The 15,629-nt window shown below is 58.6% G+C and carries 16 protein-coding genes; 4 read left to right on the top strand and 12 right to left on the bottom strand.

Annotation, left to right across the window (positions count from 1 at the left end):
• Window positions 1-69 precede the first annotated feature (69 nt).
• Window positions 70-783, top strand: a complete 714-nt coding sequence (locus Q1A53_RS20725; RefSeq protein WP_299970354.1) for a DNA helicase — start codon at window positions 70-72, stop codon at window positions 781-783.
• 571 nt (window positions 784-1,354) lie between these two features.
• Here the strand turns inward: Q1A53_RS20725 and Q1A53_RS20720 are convergent.
• The 10 genes from Q1A53_RS20720 to Q1A53_RS20685 all read right to left on the bottom strand — a co-directional run bounded on the left by Q1A53_RS20720 (window position 1,355) and on the right by Q1A53_RS20685 (window position 9,769).
• Window positions 1,355-1,666, bottom strand: a complete 312-nt coding sequence (locus tag Q1A53_RS20720) for a hypothetical protein (protein ID WP_299970351.1) — start codon at window positions 1,664-1,666, stop codon at window positions 1,355-1,357.
• 111 nt (window positions 1,667-1,777) lie between these two features.
• Entirely contained in the window at window positions 1,778-1,945 is a 168-nt protein-coding gene (locus Q1A53_RS23490) for a hypothetical protein (protein WP_366873025.1), read from the bottom strand.
• Window positions 1,946-2,393: 448 nt separating this feature from the next.
• Window positions 2,394-2,603, bottom strand: a complete 210-nt coding sequence (locus Q1A53_RS23485; protein ID WP_366873018.1) for a DUF454 family protein — start codon at window positions 2,601-2,603, stop codon at window positions 2,394-2,396.
• Window positions 2,604-2,684: 81 nt separating this feature from the next.
• The gene (locus tag Q1A53_RS20715) at window positions 2,685-2,999 is read right to left on the bottom strand and encodes a hypothetical protein (RefSeq protein ID WP_299970348.1); all 315 of its coding nucleotides are present in this window, start codon (window positions 2,997-2,999) and stop codon (window positions 2,685-2,687) included.
• Window positions 3,000-3,090: 91 nt separating this feature from the next.
• On the bottom strand, window positions 3,091-3,753 hold the full coding sequence (locus Q1A53_RS20710) for a TetR/AcrR family transcriptional regulator (RefSeq protein ID WP_299970345.1): 663 nt from the start codon (window positions 3,751-3,753) through the stop codon (window positions 3,091-3,093).
• A gap of 37 nt (window positions 3,754-3,790) precedes the next feature.
• Window positions 3,791-4,534, bottom strand: a complete 744-nt coding sequence (locus tag Q1A53_RS20705) for an ABC transporter ATP-binding protein (RefSeq protein ID WP_299970342.1) — start codon at window positions 4,532-4,534, stop codon at window positions 3,791-3,793.
• A 29-nt stretch (window positions 4,535-4,563) separates the two neighbouring features.
• Entirely contained in the window at window positions 4,564-5,592 is a 1,029-nt protein-coding gene (locus Q1A53_RS20700; RefSeq protein WP_299970339.1) for an iron chelate uptake ABC transporter family permease subunit, read from the bottom strand.
• Complete coding sequence (locus tag Q1A53_RS20695) at window positions 5,589-6,599, bottom strand: iron ABC transporter permease (RefSeq protein WP_299970336.1); 1,011 nt, start codon at window positions 6,597-6,599, stop codon at window positions 5,589-5,591. Before Q1A53_RS20695 ends, Q1A53_RS20700 begins: the two co-directional genes overlap by 4 nt.
• Window positions 6,596-7,573 (bottom strand): ABC transporter substrate-binding protein, encoded by a 978-nt coding sequence (locus Q1A53_RS20690; RefSeq protein WP_299970332.1) that lies wholly within the window; start codon window positions 7,571-7,573, stop codon window positions 6,596-6,598. Before Q1A53_RS20690 ends, Q1A53_RS20695 begins: the two co-directional genes overlap by 4 nt.
• A gap of 3 nt (window positions 7,574-7,576) precedes the next feature.
• Window positions 7,577-9,769 carry a TonB-dependent siderophore receptor gene (locus tag Q1A53_RS20685; RefSeq protein WP_299970329.1) on the bottom strand — a complete coding sequence of 731 codons (2,193 nt, stop codon included), beginning with the start codon at window positions 9,767-9,769 and terminating at the stop codon, window positions 7,577-7,579.
• Between the two features lie 364 nt (window positions 9,770-10,133).
• On the opposite strand from Q1A53_RS20685, the gene Q1A53_RS20680 reads away from it, so the two are divergent.
• Entirely contained in the window at window positions 10,134-10,673 is a 540-nt protein-coding gene (locus Q1A53_RS20680) for a hypothetical protein (protein WP_299970326.1), read from the top strand.
• 245 nt (window positions 10,674-10,918) lie between these two features.
• On the opposite strand, the gene Q1A53_RS20675 is transcribed toward Q1A53_RS20680, so the two are convergent.
• The gene (locus tag Q1A53_RS20675) at window positions 10,919-11,143 is read right to left on the bottom strand and encodes a hypothetical protein (RefSeq protein ID WP_299970323.1); all 225 of its coding nucleotides are present in this window, start codon (window positions 11,141-11,143) and stop codon (window positions 10,919-10,921) included.
• A 1-nt stretch (window position 11,144) separates the two neighbouring features.
• Complete coding sequence (locus Q1A53_RS20670) at window positions 11,145-11,741, bottom strand: hypothetical protein (protein ID WP_299970321.1); 597 nt, start codon at window positions 11,739-11,741, stop codon at window positions 11,145-11,147.
• Between the two features lie 421 nt (window positions 11,742-12,162).
• On the opposite strand from Q1A53_RS20670, the gene Q1A53_RS20665 reads away from it, so the two are divergent.
• On the top strand, window positions 12,163-13,542 hold the full coding sequence (locus Q1A53_RS20665) for a sigma-54 dependent transcriptional regulator (RefSeq protein ID WP_299970318.1): 1,380 nt from the start codon (window positions 12,163-12,165) through the stop codon (window positions 13,540-13,542).
• Between the two features lie 6 nt (window positions 13,543-13,548).
• The gene (locus Q1A53_RS20660; protein ID WP_299970397.1) at window positions 13,549-15,522 is read left to right on the top strand and encodes a cache domain-containing protein; all 1,974 of its coding nucleotides are present in this window, start codon (window positions 13,549-13,551) and stop codon (window positions 15,520-15,522) included.
• Window positions 15,523-15,629 lie beyond the last annotated feature (107 nt).

Here is a 15,629-nt window from a genome sequence, read left to right as displayed (position 1 = left end):
CAACTTGTCTCATTCGAGCGCAAGCATAAGGAGGGATTGCAGAAGCAGCTCGAAAGAGGAGGAAGACACATGCAGTTATCTGCTCCCATTTACGTGTTAAAGCGGAATGCCAAGCTATTGGCGCGGGACATCGATATCGCCTTGCATCAGGCTCTGGATAAGGTCGCCATAGACGAGGGCTTTCAAAGCTGGAGCCATCTCGTGTCGTCGCCGCTGAACAAAAGTCCGGCACGACCTATTTTGCGGCAACTGGAGCCCGGCGATCTGGTGCTCGTCGGAGCACGACCAGGGCAAGGCAAGACGCTTCTCGGGCTTGAGCTTGCAGCGAGGGCATCGCAACTCAGCCGCAAAGGCTATTTCTTCACGCTGGATTACCATGAGCGCGACGTAGCAGATCGGTTGTCAAGCATTGGTGTTGATCCAAGCTCAAGCGATAGTGCGGTGGTTATCGACACATCTGATGAAGTTTCTGCGGACCATGTCATCAGCCGCCTAATGGCCGAAAGTGAGCCTGCGCTCATCGTGATCGATTACCTTCAGATCCTGGATCAGAAGCGCACCAACCCAAGCCTCGATGATCAGATCAAGTCCCTCCAGAAATACGTGATCGGCTCAGGTGCAATCTGTGCCATGATCTCGCAAATCGACCGGTCGTTCGATTTGAGTGGCAAGTTCATGCCAGATATCTCTGATGTCCGATTGCCAAATCCGATCAATCTGTCCGTCTTCCGCAAGCTCTTCTTCCTGCACGACGGCAGAATTCAATTCGATCAGGCTGCTTAGCCTGATTGTAAGTGCTTCGCGCACCTTCACTGAGGTTCGCGAAGCGCCGCCTTACAGAAAAACGACTGAGTTGCAGCGCAAAAAAGAAGTGAGCCCATGTGTTGCTGTCATCGAGCTGTAGCAATCCCACTAAGTGGCGTGCGACATCGCCAAGACCCGCCAGTACGACATGTAGATGAAGATCAGAAAGATATTTGAGATCCTCTTGGCGCATCTCAAACGCATCCTTTGGTTGGAACGGCCGTCATGGGGGTGGAAGGAACCTGGGATCAAGCCGTTCGGAGTTGACCTGCGCCAGGCCTTCCATCCAGGACCCGGCCCTTACCATTGCGGTCCTCACCTATGCCTCTCGTGACTTCGGATCGTCGGCCACAGGGCCCGTACGCGCGAGCCGTGCGACGATGAGGGACTGGGTCGTTCACAATCAAGCCGCTGCGCAGGCCATGTTTTAGAAGACGATCCCCGAAGTGCCGTCGTGGGTCATCGGCTATTCGCCAGGTGCACTATGCCTGCCGTTCCAGGATGGCGCATCGCGCGTGGAACGTCTGATTGCCGCTGCATCCGGGGCGGTTCACGTGCTGATCAGGTACGGCATGTGACCGGCCTTGAACTCGGCGTAGCGCCTGGCCAGTTCCACATGATTGAGACCTATGCGGATGCGGCACGGGCTGTGCAGGACGGCGCGGTCAGCGCTTTTGCCAGTGTCGCTCGCGCGCATCAAGGCTTCCTCCAAACGAGCGTTGCCGATCGCCTCGCCGTTGTGAGCGTCCCGATTCTGGAAAGGGCTCCGGCGTTTGGGTGCTTCGCGTTCGCGCTCTCCGCAAATGACCTTCGAAACCGCATTGATCGTGTTCTGAATACCTTCATCGGTGATGCTGAGCATCGACGATTGATGAAGGCGTTCAGGTTGCAGACGCTGATGTTGATCGCGTCCTTTGACCTCAGCGAAGAGGGGATCGCCCGGGAATGCAGAACCCTTTCATATCCACCGACATCAGTCGACAACCTGATAAGCACTGGAAAGTTGAGCCAATGTCTCACGTGGGTGAATGTCGGCGAAGATTTCGATGGTGTTATGCTCCGGGTCGCGGAAAAACGATGTCCTGTGGAGCCACTCTTGGTTTGCCGGTGGCTCGATAACGTCAATCCTGTCTTTAGCCAGCGTGTCATACGGTCCGGTCGGCTATACCCAGAGGCATTGATGCCACTTTAGCGGGAGGACTAGTTCATCCACCTGTTGCATTCCATAACTTTTGAAGAACATCGGCGATCTCGCTCAGGTAGCCAAAATAATCAAGCCATTGAGTATGTGGCCTCCAACATCTTCGGAAAGTAGCTCTGAGGTAACTGCAAAAATGAAGTAAGAGGGGCTCCTCGCAGTTGAATTCCTAAAATGGGAATTCAGCTGTGGTACCGAATTCCTTTCGCAGCGAATGGACGGTTCGGCGTGCTGCGGTCGCAGTAAGAGACGCTTGCTCAGGTTCACCTGCGAAGCGCTCCTGCATTGCACGCGATTTTCGTGCTTGCGATGGTCTGTCAGTACAGTCATGTCTCCGGCCGGTTTGCGTGGCGGTTGTCACTGGCCATGCTGAGTTCCGCAAGCGAGGTTCCTATCGGCTAGAAGACCTCAATGGCAGCGACAATGGTCGGAGTGTCCTTACTCTAGGGAGACTTCGTTTCGCATTGCTGAAGGCAAAAACCGCCAGAATGACAAAGGGTGTTGTGGGCACAAACGGCAGAACCACCCCAACAATGCCGCAGGCCAGTGCAACCGCGCCAACTGAAAACCAGAATAGCTTTTCGGCGGAACGGTCAGTCATTTACTCGATCACCTGACTACGCAACCGGTCGGCGTGGAACCACTTCCCATCTGAAGCTGCAAAACCGATCATCTCGCTGCATCAGCAGGCTGCAGTCCTCTGCAGGCTTGCTTTAAGGCTGAGGTCTGCCTTGGAGTGTTTGCGCAAATCCTGCGCAGTGGTCTCTTCATTCAATATCACAAATGCGTTGTCATCGAGCGTCGCAATGCCAACCCAGCAGCCATCGGGTTCAGCGATAAAGGGCTGGTAAAAGCTCCTTTCCTCGACCATGAGCGCATCGGCTGTGTCGGCACCAACGCCATATTTCTGGTCATGTTCAATGTGACCGACAAACCTGCGTGGCAAGGACTCAGCCGTTTGTGTCCGAACAAGGGTACGCGTCTTGAGGTTATGCACGCGCTAACCTTTCCAAAGGTGAATTTGGCCTGGCCTTCATCTGAGGCGTCGACCCGTCTGGCCGTTGGTCTTAAGCGACGCCGAGAGAGGCTTATGGTTCTGTCTCCCCGCCCGTTTCATCGCCAAGAGCTGTCCAGGCAGGATAGTCATAAATCACACCCAACAGCCGTTTGCACAGATCATGCAGCTGGTCTCTGTTCGGCGAGTGTTGCAGGCGGGACAGGCTGAACAGGCAGGCAATCGTGAGCTCGTTCTGCAGCAGCATGAAGTCTGGGATGACTTTGGCGGGTGGGCTCTGCCCGAGCCGGCTCTGCAAATCATGGATCCGGCTGAGCACCTCGCGCTTATGTTCGGCCTCTAGTGCCAGCAGCTGCGGTGACGTGCTCATCGCCCACCGCAGCTTCCAGTTCTTCTGTGAGTTCAGCTCCGGTTCGGTCAACGCATCCAGGAAAACGGCGATGCAGTCTTCCTTCGAGGCGTCCGGGGCCAGACCATCGCGGATGTCATCCAACGCCGCCAAGGTACGCGACAGCCAGTCCCGGAAGAGCTCGTAGAAAATCGCCTCCTTGTTGGGAAAGAACTGGTAAAGGGTGCCGACGCTTATACCCGCTTTCTCTGCGATCTTGTTGGTGGTGATCTGATCCGCCGGACCCTCCGACAGCATGTCCATTGTCGCGTCGAGGATCTGTTCGACCTTCTTACGAGAGCGTTTTTGCTGGGCTTCTCGGCGCGGGGAAAGGGGGCTGTTGCTCATCTGTTCTAACCTGATCCTGCCGCTGTCGAGGTGGGTGTCATTTGGGGATGATGTGGGGTTTTCCTGAGTGAGGGTCGGTCAGGATGCTGCAGTCAAGCCCGTAGATCTGCTGCATGGTTTCAAGTGTGATTACTTCAGCGGGCGGGCCGTTGTGCAACAACCGTCCGTCCTTCAGTGCCATGATCCGGTCCGCGTAGCGCGCCGCGAGGTTGATATCGTGCAGGATCATGGCGACGGTGAGGCCACGTTCCTTTTGCAGTTGCTGCACAAGGGTCAGCACGTCGCGCTGGTGTGGCAGATCGAGATAGGTGGTGGGTTCATCCAGCAACAGGATATCGGTGTCCTGCGCCAGTACCATGGCGATCCATGCGCGCTGACGCTGACCACCAGAGAGATCGCTGAGCAACCGGTCGGATTGATCTGCCAGCCCGACAGCGGCGAGCGCGTCGGTGACAAGGGCCTCGTCCTCAGCGCTCCATTGCCGAAATGGGGATTGGTGCGGGGTTCGGCCATGTAGAACCAGCTCCTGCACCCGCATCCCGGCGGGGGCAGTTGTGGTCTGGGGCAACAGTGCGATACGCCGGGCGACATCGCGGGTTTTCAGGCTGTCGATGGGGGCTCCGTCCAGAAGAACACGACCATTTGTGCGGGTTTGCAACCGGCTGAGGCAGCGCAAGAGGGACGTTTTGCCCGAGGCGTTCGGACCGACGATGGCGCTGATCTGGCCGCGCGGCAGGGCGACTGTGACGTCGGTTAAAACGGGCTTTACCCCAAAGCTCAAAGATAGATTTTCGCAGGAAAGGGGAGGGGTCACAAGCGATCTCTTTTGGCAGACATCAACAAGACGGTCAGCAGGACGGGCGCACCGACGAGAGCTGTGAACACCCCTGCGGGCAGGGCCAGAGCGGCAGGCAAAGACTGGCTGGCGGCATCGGCGCACAGCACCACGAATGCGCCGACAAGAGCAGCAGTGACAAGGCTGGGACGCGGCGCGCCGTTCAGACCATGAGCAATGGGGCCCGCGACAAAGGCGACAAAAGGCAGAGGGCCGGTGGTCGCCACGGCAAGCGCCACGAGCGAGACGGCCAGAAGCAGCGTCATGACCCGCCACCTGGTCACGCGCATCCCGAGGCTGACGGCGAGGTCTTCTTCAAGGGCGGTGCGGCTCAGCGTGAACTGATGCAGCAGGGCAAGGGGCACGAGCAGGGCCAAACCGACCCAGAGCAGGCCTGCCTCCTGCCAGGTTGGCGCGGCCAAGGAGCCGACCAGCCACTTGACCGCATCGGCAGCAGAGGTCGTGTCGAGCCGTGTCATCATCAGGTCGGTCATGACCCCAAGCGTCAGGATGATGCCGATGCCGGTCAGGATCAGTTGGCCGGGCGACACACCCCGGCGCCAGCTGAGCGCGAGCACAAGGCTTGCGGCCAGAAGCCCGCCGACAAGCGCACCGGGAGCGACCATTGCGGTGCTGCCCAAGAGCACAATGGACAGTACCGCGCCACCCGACGCGCCGGCCGAGAACCCGATGATATCGGGGGAGGCCAGCGGGTTCCGGAGCAGTGTCTGGATCATCTCGCCCGCGAGACCGAGAGCTAGGCCAACGCCCAGGGCAGTGGCGAGCCGTGGCAGGCGATACTCCAGCACAATCATGGATAGGATCGGATCGCTGTCACCGGTGATTGTCGTCCAAATGTCCTGTGATGTGATGGGATAGGCGCCTCGGAATAGCCCGAGACCCGCCAAGGTCAGGACACACACCATCAGGAACGCGTTGACTGCAATGAGCCGCCAGGGCAGACGCGCGGACAGGCCGAAGCCGCGCAGGGTCAGGGCTGTCATAGGGCCACCCCTCGCCGGAGACGCACCAGAAGAACAAGTGTCGGCCCACCGATCAGCGCCATCATTGCGCCTGCTTCGATCTCCCGCCCCGGGAGCAGGACGCGGCCAAGGGTATCTGCTGTGATCGCCAGAAGAGCGCCTGCGAGGAACGACCCCAAGGCCAGCAGACGCACATCGGCCCCTGACAGTGGACGGATCAGATGCGGCACAACGAGGCCGATGAAGGCAATGGGGCCCGCCAGCGAGACCGTTGTTCCGCAAAGCCCAACAATCGCCAGTATTGTTATAACGCGCGCCAACCCAACCCGAACCCCAAGCGCTCGCGCTGTATCATCGCCCAAAGTCAGCGGATCAAGGAGCAGCGCGGCCGCAGCGGCCAACGGCAGGGCAATCGCAAAAGCTGGCCAGAGGCTGAGAAGATCCGCCATGCGAATATCACTGAAAGCGCCAAGCACCCAGAAGCGATAGACGTCGAGGCTCTCGCGGCTGAGGATCAGGATGGCCCATGTGAGGGCAAGAAAAAGTGCGCTCACAGCAGCCCCCGCGAGGATTAGTCGCATCGGGTCCGGCCCTTGACCACGTGGTGTACCGCCCAGCAGGAACACAAGGGCAGCCGCAACGCCTGCACCGCCGAGCGCGGGCAGGATCAACCCGGTCTGCGAAGAGATGCCAAGCCCCCAGATCCCCAAGACCACACCCATGGCCGCGCCCCCATTGACGCCCAGAAGGCCCGGGTCAGCCAGCGGATTGCGTGTCAACACCTGCATCAACGCTCCGGCCAGACCCAGAGCACCACCGCAAATCAGGGCTGCGAGGGTCCGAGGCAACCGCAGTTCCCACACCACCAGATGGGCTGTCGTCCCGAGCTGATCACGCCCAAGCGCCGAAAGCACATTCGTCCAGCCAAGATTGCGCACGCCAAAACCGACAGACAGGGGGATGAGCGCAAGCGTCACGAGAGCAAGGACCGCAAGAGCGATCAACCGCCGGTGTGTGTGCGATCTCATGGCGCGACCCCTTCTGCCACCATGCTGGATACCGGAGTGCTGGGGTCACCGTCCATGGCCGCGTCGATCAGCGGAACGAGGCGATCCAGCGCATAATTCAGAGACAGCGGGCTGGAGTGCGCTAGCGCGGCGGTCAGATTGTAGTCGATATAGACCTCGCGCCCTTCCCGGTAGCTGCGCATGGTGCGACGTAGCACAATCCCGTCCAATGCTGCCTTCAGGTTGCCCGTATGCACCCAGAGCAACAGGTCGCTATCGAGGGGGGACAGATCCTCCTGCGGCAAAGTGACGAAGAACGCGTTCCCGCCGGACATCGCATCGACCGCTAGCGGTGAGACAAACCCGAGATTGTGCAGAAATCGGCTGCGCAAGTCGTGGCTGGTAAAGACGCCGATCTGAGGAGGCCAGGCCACGACGGCGGTTTGCCCGGCCCAGTCCGGGTGGGCTTGCCGCAGATCCTCAAACCGGGCGTTCAGCCGATCGATCACGGTTTTGGCCTCGTCGCGTTTGTTCAAGGCAACACCCAATCTTTCGGTCACCGTCTGCCAGGACGAGCTGTAGTCGCTTTCACCCGGCTCGGGGGGCAGTGTCGGCGCAATCCGGGACAGCAGATGATACTGGCTCTCGGTCATGCCAGACCATTGGCCGACGATCAGATCCGGTTTGAGCAAGGCAATCTGTTCGATATCAATGTCGCCGTACAGCACTGTTGGTTCGGCATCGCCCAAGGCCTCTGACGCCCAGGGCCAAACGCCAAAGGGATGATCGCCGTACCAAAATCGCAAAGCCACCGGTTTGACACCGAGGGCGAGCAGGTAGTCATGGCCGATGAAGGACAGCGAGACGACCCGCTGCGGCGTGCCGTCGATTTCGGTGATCCCGTAGCGATGTTCTATCTGACGCGGCTCGGCCTGTCCCGGCGATGCGGCGTTCAATGTCGCAACCGCGATGAGAGGCAAGAGCGTGCGCCACATTGGTCAAAAGGTCCGTTGCACGGACAAGGCAATCTCGCGTCCGGCGCCATAGACGCAAGATCCCGAGAATTGGTTGAGCGGGTTGCCAGCAGGGGGCAGGCTGAAGAACGCATCACCACAAAATCCGATGTACTCGCGGTTGGCCAGATTGCGCCCCGAAAGGCTGATCTGCCAGTCATTGACCTTGTAGCTGACGGAGGCATCGAAGAGCGTGACCGACGCGACCTCAAGCTCGTTGCCGATGTCAGAGAAGCGAGAGCCGGTGTAGCGCGCGCCAACGCCAAACGAGAGGCCATCAACCTGCGGTACTTCATACTGGAGGAAAAGGGCGGCCGACAACTCAGGCGCCCGTGCAGGCCGGTTCCCGGCAAAACTGGCATCCCGCGTGATTTCTCCATCCACATAGGTCATGCTGCCGAAGAGGCTGAAGCCATTCTGGAAGTCATGGGTCATCTCCAGTTCGACCCCACGGGTCCGGACCTGTCCAACTTGCGTAAAGACCAACGGGGCGGTGGTGCTGGGATCATCGAAGGCCACATCGTTCTTGGTGATCTGGAACAGTGCGGCATTAAATCCTGTATTGCCGTCGGCAGCGGTGAACTTCAGCCCAAGCTCAGCCGATTTCGCGCTTTCCAGATCGAGTGCAGCACCGGAGGATGTGGTCCCGCCCGGCGGAAGATCGAAGGATCGCGCCAGGGATCCGTAAGCCATCAGATCAGGGGTGACACGATAGCCAAACCCGACATTCACCGAGTTGGCACTTTGCTCGACAGCCGTGTCGAAATTCAGCACGCCCGATAGGCCGGTGGTAAAACCCCGCTGTTTGAAGCTGACACGATCATGGCGCACACCGCCGGACACGATGAAGCGGTCGTCAATTTCCATATGTCCCGTTGCGTAGAGGCCCACTTGATCCAACTCGGTGCGTCGTTCTGCGGGTAGCTCTGCGGGAACGCTGGCTGCCAGGAAATTCGTGATGGCGCCCGTCAACAGGTTGCGCTCTCCCCGGTAGCCGTAGCCAAAGGCGGTGTCGCTGTCGAGGTCGAAGTAGTCCAGACCAAAGGCCATCTGCCCGCGCGTCTGACCGGTTTCGAAGCGGTAGCGCAGCGCGTTGTCTGCACTGCGCTGCCGCAAATCCTGATCCACGTCGAATTTCGTCATGATGGCCGTGTCGATGGCCTCGGGCTGGGCACCGGGCAGACCCAAAACGCTGTTCAGATTGACGAAGGCCGCAGGAAATTCGGTTTCATTGTTCCAGTCATTTTCGGAAACGCGGAGCCGCGACATCAGGCTCCAGGACGACGACAGGCGGTGATCCAGCTCATAGCCCAGATAATTCTGGGTGCTTTCGACGGTATTGGTATCAGGGTTGCCTGTGTAGGTTCCCGGCCCGAACTGCCCCGTCGGGTTGGGCAGAAGCGAGCCATATTGCGGAACAAGTACGTAAGTGTCGCCGATGTCATCCTTTTGATACTGTCCGTAAACGGTGAGCGTGGTGGCATCCGTCGGCGCGAAGGTGAGAGAGGGGGCCAGATAAGTGCGGCCCGTGTCGACCTCGTCATAGACCGTGCCGGACCGGTTCAGCAGACCAACGAAACGGTATGCCACCGCGTCTGAGAGCGGCCCGGTGACGTCCAGACCGATTTCGGTCCCCCCCTCGTTCGTCACAGTGGTTTGAACAGTGCCGCCAAAGCTGAATTGCGGGCGTTTCGTCACACCGTTGATCAAGCCGCCCGGCTGGTTTGTGCCATAGAGGTCGGACGTCGGGCCTCGCAGGATATTGACGCTTTCCAACCCGAAGGGCTCCGTTCGCCAGGCAGCCCAATCGAACGTGCGTAGCGGCATGCCATCGCGGTAGGTGCCGCCGATCTGAGCCTCAAATCCACGCAAGATGTATTCGTCGTAGCGGTTGTCCTGGCCGAAGGTCTCCGTGGCAATGCCCGGCGAATAGGCAACGGCTTCCTCCATCGTGCGCGCGCCCTGGGCTTCGAATAGTTCCCTTGGCAGGATCGTGACGGAACGCGGCAGGGCGCCTGGATCAACCGGCACGCGCGCGCCGGCGGAGTTCGCAGCCTCGACATCAGAGACACCCTCGCCGCCGTCATTGATGGCTTGTATCACGATGGTTCCAAGAAAAGCTTCGTCATCTTGGTCCTGCGCCAGCGCGGGCCAAGAGTAGGAAGCGATAAGGGTCACCATAAGCGCATGGTGCAAGCGGGCAGTGTCGCGGGTCAAAGTGGTCTCCAGCAGTCATACGAAAGGGGCCGCGCCCTCACGTGAGATCGCGGGTTTTCAATGAAAGCTGGGAGGTGAAGTCTTCGACCGACCTGGCAGGTATCGTTGATCTGCAATCCGGCTAATATGAATAATTGCTCATGTCAAGCGTGCCCAGCTGGCTCTGGCAATCCTCTCACCGGACAGCTGAAGCAGTCAGCAAAGCTTGCCTTTCTCCATGGTATCAGAAGACACTTAAGGCCATCGCGGTATCGCCAGCCTATTGCCCGCTCTGCACTGCGTGCTTCACTAAGTGAGTATGCCGCTGTCACCTAAGGTTTGGTAGATGACGTCGCTCTTGGGTGCTCTTTTGGCTTTGATTGGCTGGTCTGTCCTTCTGATCATCCCTGTAAACTTTGCAATGGATCCCTGGCTGTTCACCTTCAATCAGATGATGGTCGGTGGGATTTTTCTGATCATGGTCTCGGGCAAAGTGCAGTGGCGTTCGTCGGTGCTACAGCAGCCAGCGATATGTATTTACGGCAGTTTGCGGCTTGCGACGGCGGCTCTTTTCACGGCCGCCTTGGTGTGTGCCACTTCCACGACTGTCGCATTCCCGGCCATTTTGCCTGTGCCAACAAGTGCGCTTGTCTTTGTACTGGCTTGGTCAAAAACACCCAAAACCCCGGGAATTGTCTGGGCACGATCTCATCCTTGTTGGCCTGATCGCACGTGCTGCCACTTTGCCGGATGGATTTCGCAACCCAGCCCTTGTGTTCATGACCATGAACGAGCCCCTTCCTCTGGCCAGTGCCGGTACGATCCTATTCGCTACAATGGCTTTGAGCGGTCCGGCGCAAATCATACCGGATGCGGCGTCAACTGAGGCCAGCATACCAAAATGCGTTGAGACCCCTTTGCTGATCCTCGACCCCATACTACGGATCACGGTCATCTCGCTTGGTGTGCTCCTGACTGCGCCTTCTGATGATTGGCGGATCCCTTGTGGTCCTGGTGGCGCGCGCCGTTTGGTAAGGCGCTTCCAAATCCGTTTGCGCAGAAGCTGTGAGGCGAAATCACCCATCCTTTTGCTGGCATCCGTGATCCTTCTGCGGTTACTGAAAGGCGTGCTCACCCAGCCTTTTCAGTGTCGTATTTTCCTGCGGCACGCTTGAACAGCAAGACCCGCGGCGGCATTGGCTCGGTCAGGTCGAGAGACTGTGATCGAGGCGAGGTGGCCACAGCCGGGAACCGCAAGTCCTGCTCGATGGCTTTTCGGAGCAGCGGGTTCAACCCGCATCCGTACTGATGCGACAGCTGGTCTACTGACAAAAGATCAATCAGGGTTTTGCTCATCTCAAAAGGTACCCCGATCAAGGATCTCGAAGGCTCTTGGGGTGGTGCGAGGATCCAGAACCTTCATCAAATCAGCGAGCCGATCAAGGGCGAGCCGCGTGGAGTTACCTTCGCACAACATCATCAATTGCAATTGTGCCTGTTCAGGCCGCCCCAACCGGAAGCTCTGGATCGCACTGATCAATCGTCGTTCATGTTCGGTCAGAACGCGGGCACATCCGTCGCAGTCGGGATTGCTGAACATGAAAACAGACCGGCGGCTGCACCGAACCGCTTGCAGCAGCAAGATCAGCCTCCGCGCAATGACCGGGCCTTCGACGATACCAAAAGCATCATCTGCCTGACCTAAGGCACGCATCCAGTTTTGCGATTTCGGCTCCGCAAACGTGCTGATGAAAAGCCGCAGAATTCCGAGGCAGGCGATCTCGCGGGCATCAAGCCCGGCGTTTTCGACCAGGTCTTCTTTTCTGGCTGCGTTGCGATGGCAACCATCGCGTTTGCGGGTCAATTTCAAAAGCGGGCCCTCCTGCAATTGAAGTGTCAGTGCGTACGCCGTGCGGCTAAGCCGACAAGGCAGCAATGTGATGGAAGAACCCACATGGATTCTCACGGGATGATCACCGGGCGAATCCGAGTAGGGAGGGCTGGGTCTCCATTACTTGACAAAAATAATAAGATAAAGCAAGTGTGTGCGTCAGTAATGAAGTGATTACCGCAAAACGGCTCTCTCTAGCGCCAACAATCCGGATGCATGACGCGTCTTGTCGGCGCTTTCGAAAGTGGTCATCGGGATTGGAGCACTCTTGATCTACGCGGTCCTGCTCAGGCCGAACGACGGGTCTATCACTCAACCTTCGGAGAACCGCGTCGCGTGTATCTGATATCCTTGCAGCTTGATCCTTTGGCTTGGTCCACATTACTGTCGGTCGACCCATTGTGGAGTTGGGGGGCGCCATGGAACGTCGAGAGAGAGGGCAAATCAGCCCGCATGGCTGCTCCAGAACCGGCTGCAGCTTGGTATGACGGAGGCAAATAACTCGGTGCAAGGGGTGACATCCGTGATGCCGGGTTTCGGAGCAGAATTGGCGAACGCCTCTGTTCTGATCGTGGATGACGAACCGGGCATGCGCAATTTTCTGGACAAGACACTGTCCCCGTCCTGTGCCCGCGTCGACGTGACAGGAGATACCGAAGAAGCCTCGGCTTATCTTGATCGCAACAACTATGATGTCGTGGTGCTCGACAACATCATGCCCAATCAAAGTGGGCTGGACTGGCTTGCGGCCCAACAACGCATCGGCCTGCATTCCGATGTGATCCTGATGACAGCCTATGCTGATCTTGATACGGCGATTTCCGCAATTCGTGCCGGGGCATCAGACTTTTTGCTTAAACCCTTCCGCTCCAATCAGATCCTGAACGCCATTTCGCAAAGCCTGTCGCGCATCAAACTGCGGCGGCAGAACTCGGTCCTGCGTCACGAGCTGGAGGTGGGCAACGACCTTTTGCGTCAACGCGATGCGCTTCTGGGGCCATCCGGGCCGATCGAGGCCGCACGCCAATCGATCCAGATGGCCGCCGCCATCGAGGCCCATGTGGTGATCCGGGGCGAGGTTGGATCTGGCAAACAGATCGCAGCGCGTATGCTGCATTCCTATTCGTCTCGCGCCGCGCAGCCTTTTGTCTGGCTGCAGTGCTATGGCGTGACGGAACCGGAACTGCGCACGCGTCTGTTTGGCCATATCGGTGCTGGCCCGGATGGTCGCGAGGCCAGACAGGATGGCATGCTGCGCAATGTGGCGGGTGGTACGTTGTTTCTGGAGGATGTTGATCAACTGGACGCGCGGTGTCAGAATCTGCTGATGGAGCTTTTGTCGACGTGGCGCTACCGGCCGGTGGATGCGGAGCGCAGTTTCCCGCTAAACATCCGGCTGGCCTGCTCGACCACCCGCGCCCTACATGACAGTGTTCAGGCAAAACAATTCCGCGCCGATCTGTTCTACCTTCTCAACGTTCATGAGATCACATTGCCGCCCCTGCGGGAACGCGCAGAAGATATTCTGGAACTTGTGGCTTTCTTTCGGGACACACTGGCGTTGCGGATGGGCATCGCGCCACCCGAAATCAGCGAGCCTGAACGGCGCAAATTGATGGCCCATGACTGGCCAGGCAATGTGATGGAGTTGCGCAATACGGTGGAGCGTGCGCTGATACAGGGTAGTTTTGAAAAGGCGTTGGTCACCGCCAATACGCATGAGACGGAAACTTTGGCCTCCATGGAACAGCGACATATTCTGAACGTACCTGAGGCCTGCGAAGGAAACCGGGCGGAGGCTGCGCGCAGGCTAGGCGTTGCGCGCAAGACAATTGATCGCAAGTGTCAGGCCTGGGGCCTCTAGCCGGTGATGACCCGCATCCGGCTCAAGCTGCTGTTGCTGGCCTTGCTGCCGTTGGTTGTGCTTCTGCCGATGCTCCTCGGTATCACCATGATCCGCTGGATCAACAAGTTCGATGATCTCCTACTGTCGAAGGTGGCCAGCGATTTGCGGGTGGCCGAGCAATACTTCGAACAGATCGAAGCGGGTCAGGCAGCGGATCTTGTAGCACTCGCCAGATCGGCTGCCTTTGAGCAGGCGCTTGCAGAGAGTAGCGCAGCCCTTGATCGGCATCTTTTGTCGGAACGGGACCGGTTGGGTTTGGATTTTTTTATCTATGACACCGGGCTCGTGCCTGATTTGCCGGCGGCGGCGCAGACGATTGTGACCGCCGCCCGCCCGGATGCGCCACAAGCCGGCCTTTCAGTTTTATCGGAGGCAGATCTGGTCGCGATATCGCCTGAGCTTGCCGCCCGCGCGGCCTTGCCCCTTGTCCCAACCGAGGCCGCGCGCCCGATCTCGCGTGAGGCGGAGACCCGTGGCATGGTCATTCTCGCGGCGGCACGAACCGAAGACGGCAGCGCTGTCCTGCTTGGCGGGCGACTGCTGAACAGAAATCTGGACGTCATCGATACGATGAACGACCTGATTTATCGTGAGACGGCGGGTGGTGAGGTGCGGAGTGGAACGACCACCCTGTTTCTCGACGACGTTCGAATCTCCACAAACGTCAGGCTGTTCGAAGGGGCCCGGGCACTTGGCACCCGGGTGTCCGAAGCCGTCTGGCATCAGGTCATGGATGTGGGCGAGCCGTGGTTCGACCGCGCCTTTGTCGTAAACGACTGGTACATATCGGGCTATGTGCCGTTGACGGATGCCGATGGCGCACGCATCGGGATGCTCTACACCGGATATCTCGAGGCACCCTTCATCAATCAGCGCAACACGACCATTTTCTCTCTGATCCTCGCATTTGTCGCTGTGGTAGGCCTTTCGGTACCCCTGTTTTTGCGTCTGGCGCGCGGTGTGTTCGCCCCGTTGGAGCAAATGACCAAAACGATGGCCCAGGTCGAGGCAGGTACACTTGACGCCCGAATTGGTCCGGTGTCCGCAAACGATGAGATTGGGACCGTGGCTCGCCATCTCGACCGGCTGCTGGATCAGGTCCAAGACCGCGACGAAGCGCTGCGCGGATATGCCACCAATCTCAATGAGCTGGTCGACAAACGCACGCAAGAGCTGAGCGAGGCGAACAAGAAACTGGAGGCGACCTTCGCACAACTCGTACTGGCGGAAAAGCTCGCCTCACTGGGTGAGGTGACCGCCGGGGTGGCGTATGAGATCAACAACCCCGTTGCGGTCATTCAGGGTAATCTGGAAGTGTTGCGGGCAGGCCTTCCTGCCGAGGTGGCGGAAGAGCTCAAGACAGAGATTGAGCTTATCGACGCCCAGACGCACCGGATCAATGTGATCGTCGGCAAGCTGCTGAAGTTCTCGCGGCCCAGCGAGATTTCTGACAGTGCCAGCCGCGTGGACGTGGCCAAGGTGGTCGAGGATGCACTTGTTCTTGTCGCCGCTGATCTGCGCCAACACAGCGTCTCAACCGAAACCACCCATGATCCTGCGCCTGCCATAGATATTGTCGAGACCGAACTTACGCAGGTCCTGGTCAATCTGATGATCAACGCCAGTCAGGCTATGGGGTCTGGCGGTGTTTTGTCCCTGCAGACCCATGCCTGGACCCATGATGGTCAGTCGGGCGCCGCCATAAAGGTGCGTGACACGGGCAAGGGTATTGCGAAAGACAAGATCGAAAAAATCTTTGACCCGTTCTTCAGCACAAAGCCCGGCGAGGGCAGCGGGTTGGGCCTGTCGATCAGCCAGGCGCTGATTGCCCGTGCAGGCGGATTTATCACCGTTCGCAGCGATGAGGGCAAAGGGTCAGAATTTTTTATCTGGTGTCCTGCCGCGGACAATCTGTCCGACACGCCCGACACCCCTTGAGAAAAAGTGGACATTTTGTCCGTCGCTGTTCGAGCCGCGTGCTTGCGTCAGGGACATATTGACCTTTCCGCACTGCAGCATAAGTATTCTAACATACTGTTTTAAAA

Source organism: uncultured Roseobacter sp. (assembly GCF_947496515.1).
Lineage (GTDB): Bacteria > Pseudomonadota > Alphaproteobacteria > Rhodobacterales > Rhodobacteraceae > Roseobacter.
Note: the sequence above shows the minus strand (reverse complement) of the source record. Positions and strands in the feature narration are given on the sequence as shown.